The sequence below is a fragment of the Vibrio sp. L3-7 genome (genome assembly GCF_963898195.1).
Taxonomy (GTDB): domain Bacteria; phylum Pseudomonadota; class Gammaproteobacteria; order Enterobacterales; family Vibrionaceae; genus Vibrio; species Vibrio echinoideorum.
This window is the reverse complement of sequence record NZ_CAWQUW010000029.1, coordinates 1-18,845: the sequence shown is the minus strand read 5'-3', so window position 1 is coordinate 18,845 and position 18,845 is coordinate 1. Positions and strand designations below refer to the sequence as shown.

General features: G+C 41.9%; 17 protein-coding genes. 10 read left to right on the top strand and 7 right to left on the bottom strand.

Annotated features, from left to right (window positions below; translation table 11 throughout):
• The first annotated feature begins 1 nt into the window (after position 1).
• Genes AACW75_RS17515 through AACW75_RS17475 form a run of 9 tightly spaced genes read left to right on the top strand, consistent with a single transcriptional unit; the run spans position 2 to position 8,354 of the window.
• Positions 2–1,195 carry an AAA family ATPase gene (locus AACW75_RS17515; RefSeq protein WP_135455283.1) on the top strand — a complete coding sequence of 398 codons (1,194 nt, stop codon included), beginning with the start codon at positions 2–4 and terminating at the stop codon, positions 1,193–1,195.
• On the top strand, positions 1,192–2,457 hold the full coding sequence (locus AACW75_RS17510; RefSeq protein ID WP_135455281.1) for a CpaF family protein: 1,266 nt from the start codon (positions 1,192–1,194) through the stop codon (positions 2,455–2,457). The genes AACW75_RS17515 and AACW75_RS17510 overlap by 4 nt, the downstream gene beginning before the upstream one ends.
• Complete coding sequence (locus AACW75_RS17505) at positions 2,454–3,368, top strand: type II secretion system F family protein (RefSeq protein ID WP_135455279.1); 915 nt, start codon at positions 2,454–2,456, stop codon at positions 3,366–3,368. The genes AACW75_RS17510 and AACW75_RS17505 overlap by 4 nt, the downstream gene beginning before the upstream one ends.
• The gene (locus AACW75_RS17500; protein ID WP_145572303.1) at positions 3,368–4,234 is read left to right on the top strand and encodes a type II secretion system F family protein; all 867 of its coding nucleotides are present in this window, start codon (positions 3,368–3,370) and stop codon (positions 4,232–4,234) included. Before AACW75_RS17505 ends, AACW75_RS17500 begins: the two co-directional genes overlap by 1 nt.
• The gene (locus AACW75_RS17495) at positions 4,234–5,361 is read left to right on the top strand and encodes a tetratricopeptide repeat protein (protein ID WP_445329523.1); all 1,128 of its coding nucleotides are present in this window, start codon (positions 4,234–4,236) and stop codon (positions 5,359–5,361) included. The genes AACW75_RS17500 and AACW75_RS17495 overlap by 1 nt, the downstream gene beginning before the upstream one ends.
• Positions 5,358–5,894, top strand: coding sequence for a TadE/TadG family type IV pilus assembly protein (locus tag AACW75_RS17490; RefSeq protein WP_135455273.1), 537 nt, complete (start codon positions 5,358–5,360; stop codon positions 5,892–5,894). Before AACW75_RS17495 ends, AACW75_RS17490 begins: the two co-directional genes overlap by 4 nt.
• A complete protein-coding gene (gene tadF, locus AACW75_RS17485) occupies positions 5,884–6,468 on the top strand; it encodes a tight adherence pilus pseudopilin TadF (protein ID WP_145572305.1) in 585 nt (194 codons plus the stop codon). The genes AACW75_RS17490 and tadF overlap by 11 nt, the downstream gene beginning before the upstream one ends.
• 1 nt (position 6,469) lies before the next feature.
• Positions 6,470–7,786, top strand: a complete 1,317-nt coding sequence (locus AACW75_RS17480) for a TadE/TadG family type IV pilus assembly protein (protein WP_145572306.1) — start codon at positions 6,470–6,472, stop codon at positions 7,784–7,786.
• A gap of 1 nt (position 7,787) precedes the next feature.
• Entirely contained in the window at positions 7,788–8,354 is a 567-nt protein-coding gene (locus AACW75_RS17475) for an OmpA family protein (RefSeq protein WP_145572307.1), read from the top strand.
• Between the two features lie 137 nt (positions 8,355–8,491).
• On the opposite strand, the gene AACW75_RS17470 is transcribed toward AACW75_RS17475, so the two are convergent.
• From AACW75_RS17470 to moeA, 7 genes are all read right to left on the bottom strand, one after another.
• Positions 8,492–10,795 carry a putative bifunctional diguanylate cyclase/phosphodiesterase gene (locus AACW75_RS17470; protein ID WP_145572308.1) on the bottom strand — a complete coding sequence of 768 codons (2,304 nt, stop codon included), beginning with the start codon at positions 10,793–10,795 and terminating at the stop codon, positions 8,492–8,494.
• Positions 10,796–11,159: 364 nt separating this feature from the next.
• Positions 11,160–12,035: a sulfurtransferase gene (locus AACW75_RS17465; protein WP_145572309.1), complete on the bottom strand. Its 876-nt coding sequence runs from the start codon at positions 12,033–12,035 to the stop codon at positions 11,160–11,162.
• A 70-nt stretch (positions 12,036–12,105) separates the two neighbouring features.
• Complete coding sequence (locus AACW75_RS17460; RefSeq protein ID WP_145572310.1) at positions 12,106–12,420, bottom strand: hypothetical protein; 315 nt, start codon at positions 12,418–12,420, stop codon at positions 12,106–12,108.
• A gap of 184 nt (positions 12,421–12,604) precedes the next feature.
• Positions 12,605–13,252: a hypothetical protein gene (locus AACW75_RS17455; RefSeq protein WP_145572311.1), complete on the bottom strand. Its 648-nt coding sequence runs from the start codon at positions 13,250–13,252 to the stop codon at positions 12,605–12,607.
• 10 nt (positions 13,253–13,262) lie between these two features.
• Complete coding sequence (locus AACW75_RS17450; protein WP_145572312.1) at positions 13,263–15,398, bottom strand: LruC domain-containing protein; 2,136 nt, start codon at positions 15,396–15,398, stop codon at positions 13,263–13,265.
• Positions 15,399–15,765: 367 nt separating this feature from the next.
• Positions 15,766–16,515, bottom strand: coding sequence for a molybdopterin-synthase adenylyltransferase MoeB (gene moeB, locus AACW75_RS17445; RefSeq protein WP_017075448.1), 750 nt, complete (start codon positions 16,513–16,515; stop codon positions 15,766–15,768).
• A 12-nt stretch (positions 16,516–16,527) separates the two neighbouring features.
• A complete protein-coding gene (moeA, locus tag AACW75_RS17440; protein ID WP_145572313.1) occupies positions 16,528–17,763 on the bottom strand; it encodes a molybdopterin molybdotransferase MoeA in 1,236 nt (411 codons plus the stop codon).
• 202 nt (positions 17,764–17,965) lie between these two features.
• On the opposite strand from moeA, the gene folE reads away from it, so the two are divergent.
• Positions 17,966–18,619, top strand: coding sequence for a GTP cyclohydrolase I FolE (gene folE, locus AACW75_RS17435; protein ID WP_017075450.1), 654 nt, complete (start codon positions 17,966–17,968; stop codon positions 18,617–18,619).
• Positions 18,620–18,845: the final 226 nt, after the last annotated feature.

Sequence of the window (18,845 nt, the reverse complement as noted above, 5' to 3'; positions counted from 1 at the left end):
TATGGATCTAGATATCCTATTTCGGAACTCGTCTTCCAAAATGAAATCGACAGTTCAAGCTACCGATCTCGTTGTTTCAGACGATAGCGCTTTAACTGAATCGATCAATGATTTGTACGCTATTGAAGGGTTTCCCAAGCCACTTGAAGTGACTGACATTGATTTAGATGGTGTTTGGAATCAATCAAACATTCAGCTTAACCATGTTGTACTTGACCTTCGTAGCGCATCGAATGTTATTGAACAAGTATCCGAAATTTCGATTCGTTTGGATGTGAATATATCTTTGCTTGTGCTATGCGATGTTGACTCTATAAAACTTCGTAACCAAGTTCATGCTCTAGGTGCCACCTATGTTTTATGGGATTCGGAGCTTGATGCGTTACTTGCGGCGCTGAAGGCAACGCAAGAAGGTGATGCTGCCGTTAAAAAAACGCGTGTAGCAAAGCGTATATTAGTTTTAGGAACCAAAGGCGGGGTGGGAGTATCTTGCGTAAGTTCCGTTTTAGCTCACTCCTTAGCAGAGCAAGCAAATTTAAAGACACTCTTAGTGGATCACGATTCAGGAGCTTTGAATAGTGACATCTACATTGGCGTAAAAGGGTTGAAAGCCAAGCATAACAGTATCGATTTAAACCAGATTGATATTGACAGTGCAATTGCCAAAACGTATGTACATGGTGTGAAAGAGAAGCTTGATTACTTGGTTTTGGAAAGGAATGTCGCTTGTCTATCAGATCATGCATCTACACTGTACAACCTTTCTAATCAACTTATTGATCAATATAACTTTATTATCGATTCGGCTCCCTTATCTTGTTACGAAGAAATGCATGACCAGGAGTTATCAGACAAATATCACCGTATCTTTATTGTTTGTGAGCCCTCAGTGTCTTCACTGCGTTCATATAACTCGTTGAAGAAGAAGATGGGTAAATCTGAACATCAAATAATCTTCAATCTTAACAGGCCTGCTAAGGACTTTATGGTGACGTTAGCGAGTGCTAAAGAAAGGATTAAAGCCAAAGATAGCATTGATTTCATGTATGAGCCTTCCTTAGAAAAATTAGTGGTACAACAAGGTATCAATGAGCTGCTTAAGTCTAAATCTTCAACAGCAGTTCTGAGCATGGTTGCCGCGCTAACTGGCAAGAAAATTAAAACTAAATCACGCTTCAGTTTGTTTAGAAAATGAATCAATTAAAAGAAATTTACATTCAGCTTCGGGATGAAATCTTCGATGCTTTGGACGCCGCAACACTTGTTGAAATCAGTAATCAAGAGCTAGAAGAACAGCTTAAAGATTCAGTCAATATATTGATCGACAAGAAGCAACTGCAAGTCAGTTCTCTTAAGCGCGTTGACTTGGTCAAAGCATTACTCGATGAGTTGAAAGGCCTAGGGCCGCTGCAAGCCTTGGTCGATAACGATGACATATCGGATATCATGATCAATGGGCCTTCCGATATATTCATTGAAATCAATGGCAAGATTGAGCAGTCGCCCATTCAATTTGTTAACGAGAAACAACTGAATACCATTGCTAAACGAATCGCCTCGAATGTAGGTCGTCGTATCGATGAGTCAAAGCCACTTTGTGATGCTCGTTTGATGGATGGCAGTCGTGTCAATATCGTGATACCACCGCTTGCTATAGATGGCACATCTATCTCTATTCGTAAGTTTAAAGAACAAAAAATTAAGCTTGAAAATCTAGCTGAATTTGGTGCCATGTCTGTGGAAATGGCAAAGCTATTGTCTATAGCGAGTCACTGCAAATGCAACATATTGATCTCTGGTGGTACCGGTTCGGGTAAAACAACATTGTTGAATGCCTTGTCTGGGTTCATTGGTGAAACTGAACGTATTGTTACCATTGAAGATGCTGCGGAGCTACAGCTTCAAAAACCTCATATAGTTAGGCTTGAAACTCGTCAAGCCAGCGTTGAAGGAACTGGGGAGATTACCGCTCGTGATCTCGTAATTAATGCGCTTCGTATGAGGCCAGATAGAATCATCGTTGGTGAGTGTCGTGGCGGTGAAGCCTTTGAAATGCTTCAAGCAATGAATACAGGGCATGATGGCTCTATGTCGACACTTCACGCCAATACACCGCGTGATGCCATTGCTCGTACTGAGAGCATGGTGATGATGGCGACAGCCAGTCTGCCTATATCTGCAATACGCCGAACTATCGTCAGTGCAGTCGACCTTATCGTTCAAGTAAAGCGTCTCCATGATGGTAGTCGTAAGGTGATGTACATCTCTGAGATCATTGGCATGGAAGGGGATAGCGTGGTGATGGAAGACATATTTCGCTACGAAGCCACTTCAAACTTCAAAGATGGAAAAATGGAAGGCGAGTTTAGAACGCCCGGCTTATCTACCCGCTCTGTGATTTATGAACGCGCAAAATTCTTTGGTTTAGAACAAGCAGTAAGGGAGATATTTACATGACCTTAGTACTGATTGCGTCATGGAGCGCTTTGCTACTTTATTTCGTTATCCATCGCTCTCGTCAAAATAAAAAATTGAGCAACTTAATTGAGATGGAAGCTGACTTCGAAGGGGTTAAAGGGGTTCGTTCTGTTATTGATTCACAGCAGTTTGAAGAGAGCTACAAAGCCCGGTTGAGGAAAAGTTACAAGAAGACCATCAAGGTGTTTCAACCTAATATGTCTTTGAAGATGATTCTATTTATCTCCGTGACGACATCTGCAATTTATGCGATTAATGAGTTCTTTTTACGTCAGGATTATCTTGTCTGTCTAGTTCTTGCAGAACCCATGCTGTTCTTTGTTTTCTACACAAAGTTAAAGAAAAGACAGATGGATCGTTTTAAAACTAACTTTCCCGATGCTTTGAACATTCTGAGTGGTGCAATCTCTTCGGGTCAGAGCATCATCCATGCGTTTGAATATGTAGGTAAGCAACTCGATAATGAGGTTGGTAAAGAATTTAAATTCATGGCTGAACGTTTACTTATTGGTGAAGACCCCGATGATGTTCTTGAGCGCAGTAGCAATACATTCCCATATTTAGAATACTTTTTCTTTGCTTCAACGATAAGAATCAACCTCGCGCGAGGCGGTCAGCTTAAAGATGTAATAAATAAAATCAACCGACTGATGTTTGATTCAAGATCGGTGGAGAAAAAGAAAAATGCATTGACCTCAGAAGCTCGTGCTTCGGCAAAGATAATTGCTTGTTTACCTGTGATTTTTCTTATTATTTTGAAGTTTACGAGCCCTGAAAACTACAGTTTCGTTATGTTTGAAGAAGCTGGCCAACCTATTTTTTATTATGTATTAGTCAGTGAGTTAGTAGGGTTCTTTTGCATTTGGTTGATTTTGCGAGGTGTGAATTAATGGACTTTAAAACCGCTATTATTTGGAGCGTAATATTCACTATATCGATAGTCCTAGCAACGTATTGTTTACGGTTTTGGGATAATACGAGAGCGGATATAGAGACTCGAAAAATAATCGGTTCGACACGTGAAGAGAAGAAAAGAGCAGATTTATTCAAGGCTATCTTGTCTAGGATTAGTTTTAATAAGCATGAAACAAAACGAAAATTGGTCGCAGCGGGCTTTTACAGTGACTTTCTTGCTGATGCTTATTATTTACTAAAAATCGTTCCTTTTTGTGTTTGCTTAGCATTGATTGGCTTTGATTTTTATAGCGGAGAAATGGAAGTAATATTTGCTCTGTTGTATCTAATGGGGGCTCTCTTAGCATTTATCATCGCTCCGGATTCTTATGTGTCTGCTCGAGGTAAATCTAACATCAAGCACATAAGTTCACGGTTACCCTTTTTACTCGATCTAATGAATGTCTGTGTTCATACCGGAATGACTCTTGAGTCTAGCTTGGAATACTTAGCAAAAGAACTTCATTCCGTAGACAGTAACCTTGCCCATGTTGTGAGAGTGACAGTCGAACGCTCTCGCTTAGTTGGCCTTGAAAAGGCATTAGAAGAATTTTACGAACTGGTACCTACCAGTGAATCTCAAAGTTTCGTCATGACCATGGTACAGAGCCTTCAATTTGGTTCATCTGTTGGTCCCGTATTATCGACCTTAGCTACCGATATTCGAGAGCTAAATATGATGGATTTGGAAGAACGGATTGGAAAGATGGGGGCAAAAATGTCAATACCGCTTATCGCTTTCATCATGGTTCCAATCGTTGTTCTAATTGCTGCCCCTGGTATTTTAAGGATGTTGATGTGATAAGGAAGTATATATTAGTCATTATTGTTTTGGTTTTTTTTTCGGGTTGTGCAACGGTTAATAACCAGCTTAATACCAAAGAACAACTGCTTTTAGGATCGGGTGATTCACAGAAACTCATTGAATTTTATAAGGCAAATATACAATCGGAACCTGAATATAAAGTTAAATTGGTTAATTTGTATTTAGATCTAAAAGATATCAAGTCTGCTGAGCTGTATCGCAGCACTTACAATGATAATGATCTTGATGAACCTGAATATATTTTAACTAATGCAAGACTTTATTATCAAAAAAAGAATTTTGAAAAAGCACTGGAAGAACTGAATAAGTATCGGGATGAAGGTGGCGAAGAGTATGAGTATCAACTTTTAACCGGAAAAATATTTGCTCAGCAAAAGCGATTTACCCAAGCGATCGAACATTTTGAGGAAAGTCGTAAACAAGGAGCCTCAGACAGAGAGGCTGGAAATAATATTGCCGTTGTGAAAATAATGCAGTCTGACTACTTGGGTGCAACGGACATTTTATATGACCTTTACCTGTCGAATCCAAACGACCAGAGAGTGAGTTCTAACTTGATTCTATCTTCGGTTAAATCTCAGCGACCGGATATCGCATTGGAAGTTCTGAAACATTCGAATAGTGATGAACAGGCTCACAAGCAGCTATCTGCATTAATGAGGTCAATATCTAAAAGCAAAGGGAAGAAGGCCGTGACACAGTCAACGATAGAAATGGAACAACAGTTTATTGGTTCTCAAGTTAATTCAGGTGGCTTTGTAGCACCGACATCGCGAGTCAGTAAATTGGATACGACCGCAGAGTTTCAAGCTTCTAGGCACAGTGTTGATGGTTCGGTGCTTGACCCAAGAAAACTTAAACCCGGTGCGAAACCTATTTATCGAGTACAAGTGTTGGCGACGTATACGGCGATTCCTTCGGATTTTTTGAATTACTTAAAAACAAATTATGGCTCTGTTTATTCGTATACACATGGATTGTGGAAGCGCTATTGCATTGGTGATTTTAATGACTTAGATGAAGCGAAAGCGTTCTTAAATAGTATCGATATTAAGGGGGCATTCGTTGTTGATTACACCAAGAAAAGGTATGTCCGACTATGAGATCGTTTAAACGAAAGCAAAAGGGGTCGTTGACGGTTGAAGTTGCCATGGGTATTCCGATCTTTCTGGCTATTGTCTTTGGATGGGTTGAAATATGTATTTTGACCTTCTCAATGAGCATGACTGATCATGCATTAACGACAGCGGTGATGCGAACAAAAAAAGCGGGCGACTCGAGCAGTAGTAACTCCATTAACTACGGCCAAATGATCAAAGACGAGTTGGACAAAGCGGGCGGCTCTTTGTGGAGCAACGTAGTCAAAGAGGGGAGTGTGATCATCCATGTTAACTATTTTCGAGATTACGAAGGCTTTCTGAAATGCACGGATACTTATGCTTCTGCAGATAAGTGTCCAGATAAGAAAGATGAACCGGAAGATATGGCATTGGCTGTTTACGCTTTGGAATACACCTATGATCCGATTGTCTCCATATGGTTCCCAGACATGCCTATCAAGCGGGAAATTATCACTATTCAAGAATATGAAAGATGCTCTTTCAAAATTGGTCAGGGAGCGGGTTGTGCAAACTAAACAAAAAGGTGCATTTGCAGTTGAGTTGGCGATGGTATTGGTCTTTGCATCAGGCATTTTTGTCGTCGTAGTAAATCATATGTTGGCCATCAATAAAAAAGGACAACTCGACAGAGCTTCCTATTCATTGACCACGATCTTTGCCGAACGAAAACAATTGTTTAATGCCAATATGGATATTTGTGCGGGTGACTGTCGAAAAACAGAACACAACGCGTTTGTGATTGCTTCTGCTTCGATGAAACGAATGATTCCAAACTTTGATAAAACTAAATTTGGGATGCGTATCGACGAGATAAGACTTGAAGAAATGGCTTTATCTGGAGGGAAAGTGAATTACCGAAGGGTTCAAAAGACTCTGACCAAAGGGAGCATACACGGATGTGATTTTCCAGACATGACTGATGTCACCAAAGAAACAGCGATAGAAATACTCCCTCTGACATCACGAGGCCGCAGGTTACCTATGTATCAGGTTTCTCTCTGTTATGAAATCCCGACTAATTTGATTGGTATCGCTAACGGAGAGGTTTTTCGCCTTGTGAGTACATCTTATTCATTTGCGAGGGTTTAAGGTGAAATCGATAAAGAAAAACCGAGGTGTTGCTGGCATTTTGTTCGTTGGTCTATTACCAATGATGGTTATTTTTATGGCGTTCTCGATGCAGATGTCGCAACAAATGTTAGCACACTCGCGGTTATTAGAAGCGGCAGAGGTTGCAAGCCTGGCACTTATTGCAAGCCCTAAAGAGGACGAAGAAAAGAACGTAAAGTATGCACGCTATTTAGTCGATAGATATGTTGTTGATAATACGGATGATGTTGATGTCGCGGTGTTTACAAGCCGTTGTGAGTACAAAGATGGTTGTGTTCAAGCCAGTGGTGAACTTGCTCCGTTTAGTGACTTTGTGGTCAGTGCGACTGCCAAATATACGTCTTGGATCGCGTACGAAGAGATGAACTTAAAACCGGAATTTTCGGTGAGTGGGCGAGCAGTCACGCGTAAGTATCTTCCTCAGCCTGTTGATGTCTACTTTATCGGGGACTTTAGTGGTTCTATGGGTTACTCGTGGAAGAACGGTAAAATGAAGCTCGATGTCGTTAAAGAGACCATTAAACGAGTCGTCGATGATATTGAAGAGTTTAACACGGAAGAAAAAAGCCGAGTTGCCTTGCTCGGGTACAACCCGCTCCATGTTAAACAATCTGATGAGATAGTAAGACTTAATGCTTATGGCTATCGTGCTTCATGGCGAAAGAAATACGTTTATGACTACGCTCGGAACTCTCCTGCGACAACGGTTAGACGAATGTTTGATAAACCAACCTTGTATAATGAGATCATCGAACCATCGTATGGAATGAGTCGATATGAAGTAGAGAGACTTTATAAGCGAAACAATGATTTTGATGATGACTACAAGTTTTATGATATTCCACTGACTGAAGACTATGACAACTTTCGAGCTCAGTTGATGAGCGCTCAGTTGGAAGCTGGTGGAGGCACCTCTTCTTGGAACGGGATCATCGCAGCGGCACAAGAAGCAAATAAGGCGACCAACCTTAACCCTGAACAAGTGTTTATTGTGTTATCAGATGGTAGCGACAACGACGAGACTTATTTACAGAAATTGGTGGATCAGGGGTTATGTAAAAAGCTGCGATCAACCATTTCAGCGAAACAAAATCGCTTCCAAAGTAATGCCCCAACTGAAGCTGAGAAAACGAAAGTCACGATGGGCGTCATTGGTATTAACTATAAAGTGGCAGAAAGTGATGGCTTTGGTGATTGCTTTGGTAAGAAAAATATCTATCACGCCAAAGATGGTGAAGATGTGTACAAGTACATTTTGAATTTGATTAATGAAGAAACCGGAAAACTAAAGGATTAACATGAGATACCTAGTGATTTTATCTACGATGCTAATGTCTCCATTGGGCTATGCGAACTGCTTGGGCAATGTCGGCGAGTACGTCACGTCGAAAACGTTGGTGTCTTCTCATACTGTGACGACACAAGTGACTGGAAAGCTGATAGAGCTTGATGAGAAACCTCAAAATGAGGTGATCAATAGAGAAAGTGAAGTCATTCAAATCGCAGCTCAAGGTGATGTGTGTTTCTATGATAAAGCGACGCAATCTTTGGTACTTAATTATCCAATTAATGTGTACCAATTGGATGAAAGCCATAAACAAGTACTAGGGCAGTATCTTAGCTTAGTTGGTGATAAGGCCAAAATTTACATTGAAGGCCATGCAGATAGCTTAGGCAGCAAAAATTACAACAAAGCCCTGTCATCTCGACGCGCTGGGCAAGTGGCGAGCTACTTGAAAAAAGATCTTCATCAAGGAAGTCGCATTGTTGAATATGCATATGGTGAAAGCGCGCCAATTTGTAAGGTTGAAGACAACAAGGAAACAGGTTGTAACCGACGAGTTGTGATCACTGTTAAGTCGTAATGGGCTTGGTTGTCGTTGTCTGTATTTTTATTTTTTGGGCCGCGATGTTAAGCGGTGTATAAAGAAAAGGGAGCCCGTTTGGGCTCCCTTTTTTGATCCATCACATTATTTGATATCCAGATAAACTAGCCAACCGCCTATACCGTTGATTCAGGTAGTTCTTCTGTCTCAACTTCAGTAGGCGCTAGATACTCACACAGCTCATCGTAAGGAATAGGTCGCGAAAAGTAATAGCCTTGCATTAAATCGCACCCACATACCTTTAGAATAGAGAAGTGTTCGTTGGACTCTACGCCCTCGGCCAATACCACCATGCCGAAGTTTTTGCCGATCGCAATTATGTTTTGAACCATCGTAAGTGATTGTTGGTCGACCGCAATGCTATCAATAAAGCTCTTATCAATTTTAAGTTCATCGATAGGGAGTGCTTTCAACATACTCAATGATGAGTAACCAGTACCGAAGTCATCCAAAGAGATCTTTATCTCTTTCTCTTTGAGATCTTCGAAAATGGGTTTTACTAAGGTTACATCTTCAATGAACAGGCTTTCGGTGATCTCCAATGTCAGACAGTTTGCCGAAAACTGATACTTTTCTAGTGTAGCGAGCAAGTGTTCAGAGAACGATTTATGAGAAAATTGGCGAACGGATATGTTAATCGACAATCCGATTTTTTGTTCTGTGGTTCTATGTAAATGCGCGATTTGCATGACACTGGATTCAATGATGAAAGCGCCCAGTTTTTGCATTAAACCTGTACTTTCAGCTATAGGTACAAAGACATCGGGTGGAACAAAGCCCAGCTCGTCATCAATCCAGCGAACGAGTGCTTCAACACCATGAATGCTTTTATCGGCACGAACCAGTGGTTGAAAAACCATGAATAACGTTTGTTTCTCGATAGCAATACGTAGTTTTTGCTCCACTCTCATTTTGTAGAGATGGGCGTCTTGCATTGCCGTCGTGAAAATACTGTATGAGTTTTGCTGCTGTTTTGCTTTGTACATGGAAATGTCGGCTGATCGAAGCAAGCTATCTAAATCCTTTCCGTGTTCAGGAAAACGCGCTATACCGATGCTACAACCTAGTAAGAACTGTGAATTTTCAACCTCATAGGGTTGAGACAACACTTCAATAATTCTTTCAGCGAGCCGCTTAATCTCGGGTTCGTTTGTTAACGGCGTTAAGAATAAAAACTCATCGCTGGATTCTCGTACCAACAAGCTCAAGCGAGAGCGGAACCTCATCAAACGCAAAGCGATTTGTTTGAGCACTTTGTCACCGAAATCGTGCCCGTGAGTATCGTTTACACATTTAAAATTATCGATATCGATAAATAACAGTGAGAATGGTTCTGACTCATCTTGAACCCATTTATCAACATTTCTGCGCATGTATAAGCGGTTTGGAAGAGTGGTTAATGGGTCGTGATTAGCTTGGTAAATAAGCTGGCTACGAGTTCGTTGCTCATTTTTGGCGATTGACTTAACCAAAAAGTAGAAACCAAACTGAAGAAAAATAAAGACACAGAGAAAAATACCAAACTCTTGTATAAAGAGCTTATCAACATGAGAGAGATCTGTTCGGCCAACCACCCAAAGCTTGTAATCTGGAATGTATCTCGCACTGATCAGTGCGTGATACTTGTCATCGCTGATCACGAAAGAGTATGTGTCTGCTGTGGTTTCAGCATCTTTGATGCTTATCCCCATTTGTTCTGAAAAACTTGTGGAAACGCGTTTCATTACATCTTTACCAACAGGATCTAAGTAAGCATCGAGAGATTCGATGTCGCTAGAAAAGAACTGTCGGTAATTGTCGAGTCGAAGCAACGTTAATGTGTTGTAACTACCCGCGTGTGCATTATTTTCGAATACAATTGTGCTGTCTAACCGCAGTCCGGCGGTCATCACAGCGTCTACGTTCTTGCCATCAATTGAAATCGATTTTCTTAAGGGTATGACTAAGCTATTCAGGGAGTCTTGAAAGTATGTACGCCCCAAAACCATTTTTTTACTTTCTATCGCTTCCAAGAAAGAACTTCTCGTGTATGGATTTTTGAGCAGATTTTTTTGCTCGGAGAGCTGAAGATTAGAGCTGACAGAAAGGTAGTCACCTTGAGTGTTGAGTAAGCCAAAGGCCGCAATAGCAGGGTGGGTATCAAGTAATTTGTCTAGAATCGGTCTAATTTGTATCGAAGCCGTTCGAGTAAAGTCCGATTGCTGTGCGAGTTGATACCCAACAACTTCAAGTAAGGCTTCCTGACTGGTTAATAGCGAACTGACAGAACTTGAAAACAACTCGACTTGAATGTGTTGCTGCTTTGTGAAGTCATCTCTGTTGGATTGCCACTTGGTTATACCTAGCCCAGCGAAAAGCATCAGGGTAAGCAGTACGATCAGAGCGTACAGCGACCAGATATTTTTCTTAAATAGAGCCATGAGATACCTTTTGTTGGGTAATACTAATTTCAATCAAATTGAAGTGACAAACGACTAAACGACATTGGCGTTTGTAATGCTCACTGATGTAACACAGCAATAATCACAGTACCTTTCATTAAGTAGTGTAACGACTGAACGCTGATATTCTTGAGCGCAATGTTAATAATCAGTAAAACATTAATGGTTAGTACATGATTAACCACAGTTTATTTTTAGCCACGACGATCATTAATCAACCTCTAACATTAATCAGAACCTAAAAATAACAAAGAGCTTACTTTATGAGGTGGTAAATCTCATTATGAGTAAACTCTTAATTCGCGCGTAGTATATTCCAACAGTGGCAGTAAACGAAGTTGAATTACTTATGAGTGACCGCTATCGGCAGTTGTTCATTGGCGCCCCATTCAGTCCATGAGCCATCGTAAACACCCATTTCACCTGAGTATCCAGCAAGTTTAGCCGCCAATAAAATGATACAAGCGGTCACGCCAGAACCACAGCTGAAGAACATGGGTTGAGAAGGGTTTAAGTCTAACGTTGAAAAGATGTCGATAAGCTCGTTCTTAGACTTCAACTTACCTGCATTTAGTACTTGTGCAAATGGCAGGCAAACCGAGTTAGGAATGTGGCCGCTGCGTAAGCCTTCACGTGGCTCGGGCACTTCAGAATCGAAACGTGCTTGCGAGCGTGCATCCAAAATATTTGCGCTTTTGTTATCGGAGTAGCTTTGGGTTTGCTGAGCATTGACAAAGTAGTTGTCTTGAATCTTGCCTTCAAAATTCCCAATTGGTGCGTCTGCTTTATAGTTAGTATCCGTTGCGTAACCGGCTTCTATCCAAGCAGGTAAGCCGCCATCTAAGATGTAAACATTGTTGTGTCCCATCGCCATAAACATCCACCACGCACGAGGGGACGCAAAGGTTCCTGAATTATCGTAAACCACTATCGTACTGTCTTGGTTGATACCAATTTCTTGTGCGCGCGCGTTGAAGTGGTTTTCTGTCGGAAACATATGAGGAAGCAGGGTGTGTTTGTTACAGAAGTCTTTGTCGTAATCAAAACGAATCGCACTAGGAATCATTTGTCCTTTGATCTTTTCTGATTCACTTGGAATTTGAAACTCGATACTGGCGTCTAAGATGATTAGGTCGCTTTTTAGCGGATGACTTTCGAGCGAATGGTTTTCTAGCAAACGTTGTTGAAGTTGTTCTGGTGAGATGAGTGGCTGATTCATTATTGTTATATCCATTCTTGTTGTTTTAGCGAATACAGTGTGTTGGCTATGACTGCTGTTATATCCAGTACTACTGTGCAGCATGACAGCGGACAAACTGGTAGCTGTTTAGCCCGGTTATTTGATTGCTTAATGTATCAAGCGCGACTGTAGAATCAATAGGGCAGTCTATAGTTGGTGCGATGGAAACGCGAAATACTTGATGGTCTTGCGTTTGAACGGTGAGATAACGCCTGTGCCCATCCAAGGATTGAGTCAACGTGTTAGATATCACTTTGGCTTGAATTCGTTGTCCAGTTTCAGATGTCATAGGGAAATAAGCGAGAGCTAACAATAAGCCCGCACCACACATCAAAATAATTAGACCTATTTTTAGCTGTTTCATGAGATTAAGTTTTTGAAGGTTATCTTTAAAAGATAAGGCAGACTTGTTATTAAAGGAACTCGACTAACGATGAAAGTTGAAATCGCACCCAATAAAAAGTGAGCATTGCTGCTCACTTTTGAGTTAATCAATTTTGGTTTGTCACTAACTTTGGAACTTAATTCTAATGTCCAAAGTTAGTCTATTACCACGTAATTTGTGAACCACTGCTTGCTACCACTTGTTGTAGCGGCGATTGGCCATCGTAAAACCATATCTCAATTAACAAGGTTTCTTCGCTTAATGGCGCTGAAAAATTCGATGCGAACACTCCATTATCTAAAGGCCCTGCAAGCACCTTACTTGAATAATCAGGTTTAAAAGTCGAGTCAGCTCTTGTAGTAAAGCGGCTGTAAACTGAAACGAAAGATCTTTCTGTTGATATATTGCTGATATCGATATTTAAGTCGAACTGGTCGACAGAGTTGTAATCGAATCCATCAGGGACAACCAACTCATCCATTTTATACGCTTGTGGTCCATTTGAACTTGCTGTTGTCACCTGTGTGGGCGTTGATACCGGTGCTGATACGACGGTTGGCGTCGACGGCGTTGTTACTCCAGGTGTCGAAACGACCGGTGTTGAAGGTGAAGGACTTGATGCTGATGAGCCGCCACCGCCTCCTCCGCCGCCACAACCAACGAGTACTAATGGAGTAAGCAATAATGCTAATTGGACTGATTTTGCTAACCCACTATGCAGTGATGGAGCCTTATTTTGAGTACAAGTTACTTGCTCTTTGCTCGAAATATCATGACCAAGCGTTACTGTATTTTTAATAGATATGTTCATAATCATTCTCCTAAGGCAAGTAACATTGGTCAGCGGCAGGTGTTTGGAACCAATCTGTTGATTGAGTACCACCAGACTCGGCAAAGTTAGCAAAGTTTGGGTAAGCCGTAACAATATCTACGTATTCAAGTGGCCATTCCCATTCTGTGTCAGATGTAATGAGTAACGCCCAAGGGTGATTATTTGCAGTTTTAAAGTACTTACCTGTTGCAGGGTCACTGTCATCAACACCTAAACCAGTATTGAATAGGTTAACGGTATCGAAAGCTTCTGTTGGTGCTTGGTCTGGTAAGTGAACTTCCCAGCTACGACCTGGATGTAGAGGTAGGTTTTCACCGTGGTAGTGACCGGGTGTAGCAAAAATAAACGGGTCGTATGGCATGTCTGTCCAACTTCCAGTGTCAACGCCAGTTCCAGTTAACGTAATACCTATTTGGAAAGAGAATTGCTCACTTTCCTTACAACCGTTACTGGTTCGATAGAAAGTACAATCGGTGTCAATTTTGTCACTGAGGTTGTCGGTGATTACAAAGATAGCCTCGCTTCGTTCAGCTTCTAGATCCAGACTGGTGAAAGTCCCATTGTGTTTCATGTATGAGCCTGAACTGTTGACTAACTCTGAAGCTAAGTTTGGTAAGCGAACGGCAAAGCCATTTTTGTATGAAGCTCCGACTGCGGCCAAACGCCCGTCGATGGTTGATTTTACGACTTTTCCGTCTTTGAGGATCTCGGTGATACGATACTTGATCACAGCGTCATTCATGTCGTAGTCAGCCTTATAAGGCCAGTTATCTTCATAAGCGAGAGTTGCGTAACCAGAAGCGCTTGGGAAGTAACGAGCTGTTGCACCGTCATTTAGAACATCAACTTGAATATCTACAACCTCACCAGAAGTTGAGCCTCCGAAGTAACTTAGGTTGGTTTGTTGACTGAATCTGAATCGAGCCCACGTTGTTCCGGTTAATGCATTGATATCCACGTTTAAGAACAATTCGTTCTCTCCGCCAGTCAACGCATAGTCTGTGAATACTTGCTCATTAGGTCCATCAAAGCTGCCATCTTGGTTCCAATCAATCCAAGCCGATAGGTAACCTGATGTAGATGCTTCGATGATCACTTTTGAATCTAAACCTGCTTCTAGCGCGGTAACGAAACCAATACCGCCATTCGCCCACTCATCATCTATGCCGACGGTTTCATCTGATTGTGGCGTAACATAACCATCTAAGTCAGCATCTGGTGGCGTTGTGCCAAGCCATGTGATGCCATCTAACTCGTGTCGAGGCCCGTTACTTGCCAGTAGCGTAAGGTAGCTATCAGGTGCATCACCAAAGTCGATATTTGAGTCTTCATCAACAACTGGTGCATTAGCACAGCGAGCACCATCGTTTTGGCCGGAAGCTGGACCATTGGAAACAAACTCTATTGCTGGAACGATACCTGCGGTGATGTTTGCAGCGTTATCAGAGGATAAATTAATACGGTAGATCTTACCGTCTTGGTTTCTCGATACGTAGTAGTAGCCATTTACATCAAAATAACCTGCACCAAAAGTTCCGAGTTCACCAGTGTCGCCTATATAGGTTTCCGCACCTGTAGTAGGGTTGAATTGGTATAAACCACCTGACGAGTTATCGATACCATACAGAGAACCATCACTTGGGTGGAAAGCAAAGTCAGTTAAGTTGACGGATGCAGGGCTACCCACGATCTTGTTTACGGTTACTGTTGCGTTTGGATTGTCATCCAAAGGTGAGAGATCAACTGTGAACAAGCCTTTATTCTTGCGGTATAGGTAGTAGACGTGTTCATAAACGTCACCTACAAAGAAGGTGTGATCGGTTGGTAAACCACTGGTGTTAATTACTTCTGCTTGGAAATCTTGCCCAAGGCGAACGAGGCGCTTGTTAGTGGTGTCATAACCGTAAATATATCTGTCTTCGAAATCGAAACCGACGCCGTTGATATTGGCATTCATACCGGTATCGTCTTCTAATAGAGTGGTTGAACCGGTAACTAAATTCACACTCCATACTTGCACGGGGGTGGACTGAAACAGGTAAGCCTTGCTCGGGCAGGTATCAAATGGTGCGGCATTGGCGACTAAAGGCGCGCTTAATAGCAAACTTAACGTTGTAATTCTCATATCTACATCCTTGTCATGGAAGATATAGATACTTAATCAAGTTACGTGCCAATTATAAGTTACTGATTATTATTGATTTTATTTTATTGTGACCCTGCTTTTGTTATTTTCTCAAAATGAGAATTCAAATGAAATCAATCTGCCATGTATTATTTCAAATTGATAAAGTAGATTCGTGTCCCTAATTTTAGGCACAAAAAAGCCCTGACTTGGCGTCAAGGCATAGTTTTTAAAGCTCAGTTGTTAAATTCTAGTTTTCAAAGTTTAGGTTTCAAACTTAGTTCTAAAGCTATGAGCTATGAGCTATCAGCTTAAAGCTTGGCCCTTAAACTTAGATATTTAGAAAATAGGTCGAGAGCCAGATTGGCTATCCACACACCGAACAGCTCGGCATTTTCATTAGATTCATCTCACGCCAACTGTGTGACATCGCGTCTAGGATAAGCAACTTACCTTGTTTGGGTTGACCAAGCTTGGCGATAACTTTAATAGCTTCTAATGCTTGAGCTGCGCCTACCATACCGACAACGGGAGCCATAACGCCTGCTTCAACACAACTCAGTGCTGCGTTACCAAATAGTGCGCTTAAACACTGGTAACAGGGTGCATCAGGATCTTCATAGGTGAATACGCTAATCTGACCTTCCATGCGAATAGCAGCGCCCGATACAAGTGGTGTTTTTGATGTGTAGCACAAGCGGTTCAATTGATTGCGCGTCTCAACGTTGTCACTCGCATCAAGAACAAGAGAGTGCGCTTCAATAAGCTTTTCAAGCGCTTGGTCATCTAGCCTGTGATCTACGGTTTTAATAACAAGATGCGGATTTAGCGTCTGCAAAGATTCCGCCGCTGAATCTACTTTCTTCTTGCCAATATCGGCATCAGTGTGAAGGACTTGTCGCTGTAAGTTAGACAGCTCGACAACATCATCGTCGATGAGCGTCAATTTACCAATGCCAGCAGTAGCGAGGTATTGAGCGGATGCGCAGCCTAAACCTCCTGCGCCCAACACCAATATCGAGCCTTGTTTCAGCGCTTCTTGGCCTTCAAAATCAAACTGCTTAAGGATGATTTGGCGGTTATAACGAAGCATCTCTGCATCGGACAATATTTCCATCAGCTAGCCTCGTTAGTACAGTGTTGAGTTAAACAGCTGAATTTGGACTGTTTCGCCCACTTCTACACGACCACGTTCACGCTCAAGTACCACAAAGCAGTTTGCTAGGCTCATTGAGCGGAATGCTCCTGAACTTTGGTTACCTGTGGTTTCTACTACAAACTGACCGTTTTCAATGGTGTAGATACCTCGTTGGTAATCTGTGCGTCCAGGGCCTTTTTTGAATGCTGATTTAGTTGTAGCAGGAATTGATTCTGGTGCTGTCCATGCTGTGTGACCTGCAAGTTTTGCCAGCATCGGTTGAACCAATACATACATTGTCATTATTGCTGATACTGGGTTGCCCGGTAGGCCACAGAACCAGGCATTATCCAATTCACCAAATGCGAACGGTTTGCCCGGTTTGATTGCTAGCTTCCAGAAGCCGATTTGGCCTAGTTCCTCAAGGATGTCTTTAGTGTAATCCGCTTCACCAACACTCACTCCGCCAGAAGTCACCACAACGTCTGCTATTTCTTGAGCTTTCTCGAACGTTTCTTTAAGTGTTGCAGGGCAATCTGGAATGATGCCTAGGTCGATCGCTTCGCAACCAAATGCTTCGATCAGCGGTTTAATACCATAGCGGTTGCTGTCGTAGATCTGACCATCTTCAAGAGGCTGACCTAATGGCTTTAGCTCATCGCCAGTCGAGAAGAAAGCGACTTTAGGTTTGTGTAATACAGTTATGTGACTAACACCCAATGAAGCGATCATCGGAATATCACGGGGTGTTAAACGTTCACCACGGCTAAGAACGATATCACCTTGTTTGATGTCGTCACCGGTAGGGCGAATATTGTTGTTCAGTTTGATGTCTTCTTGCTGAATCTCAATGCCAGCAGCCGTTTCTCGGGTGTTTTCTTGCATGATGACCGCATCACAACCCTCTGGGATCTTTGCGCCTGTCATAATGCGAATAGAAGTGTTTGCTGGCCATTCACCTTCAAATGGTTGACCCGCAAAGGATTTGCCTGCCAATGGCAGTACTTTACTGTTTTCTAGGTCTGCTAAACGTAGCGCGTACCCATCCATTGCTGAATTATCAAAAGGAGGAACAAAAATTGGGGATAGAATGTCTTCAGCAAGTACATAACCTAATGCATCAGCAAGAGGTAGAGACAATGTCGTTTGGATTGGTTTGATTGGTGATAGCAGCTTATCTAGTGCTTCTTCAATTGGCATTAAACCCGGAGCATCGCAACAGCCCATAATTGAAATCCTTTGATCGTTATTATTTTGATTTGGTGGTTGGCTTTACGGAGTTTATGAAAACTAGCCAACGAAATTGAGGCCACTTTAGCATAGTTTAAGCCCCGTAAATAATGACCTCCCTTAAAATATGGGTGTATTTATTCAAAATTCCGAGTATCCTTGTTTGCCATCCAAAAGGGGTAATAGAAGAGGAAGTTCAATGCCAGGTCTTAGCGAATCAGCGAAGTTGGTTAAAGATGCGCTAGCAAGCCGTGGATTAGAGACACCAATGCGTCCTAACCAGGTTAGCCGAGAAGAGAAAAAGGAACGAATCGAACATCACATGCGTGAGATTCTAACTCTCCTTGAACTTGATCTTGCGGACGACAGTCTGGAAGAAACACCACAACGTATTGCAAAAATGTATGTGGATGAAATTTTCTCTGGTTTGGATTACGCCAATTTCCCAAAAATTACCGTAATTGAAAACAAGATGGGTGTTCGTGAAATGGTACGTGTTAAAGACATTACCGTAACCAGTACATGTGAACATCACTTAGTAACCATTGATGGTAAAGCCGCAGTGGCTTACATTCCGCAAGGTAAAATCATTGGTCTTTCGAAGATCAACCGAATCGTTCGATTCTTTGCTCAACGTCCTCAAGTTCAAGAGCGCATGACGCAGCAAATCCTTGTTGCTCTGCAAACGTTGTTAGAAACGGATGATGTTGCTGTAACTTTGGATGCCGTTCACTACTGTGTGAAATCACGTGGTGTTATGGATGCAACCAGCGAAACGACAACAACAGCATTGGGTGGTATTTTTAGATCAAACCCAGCAACGCGACATGAATTTTTGCACGGTCTGCGTTAACTACAGAGCTATTTGATGAACGCGATTTAGCCTCTGTAAATTGATGTTTGTTGAAAGATATTTTAAGCCTCGCTTTATGCGGGGCTTTTTTGTATCTGTATGTCCCGTCCTGAAATGTGTTTACACATTGAGGACGAATTATGACTACTTCAAATAATACCTACGTTAAGCGCACTCAGCGTGATTACACACTAGGCTTTAAATTACAGGTCGTCGCCGCTGTAGA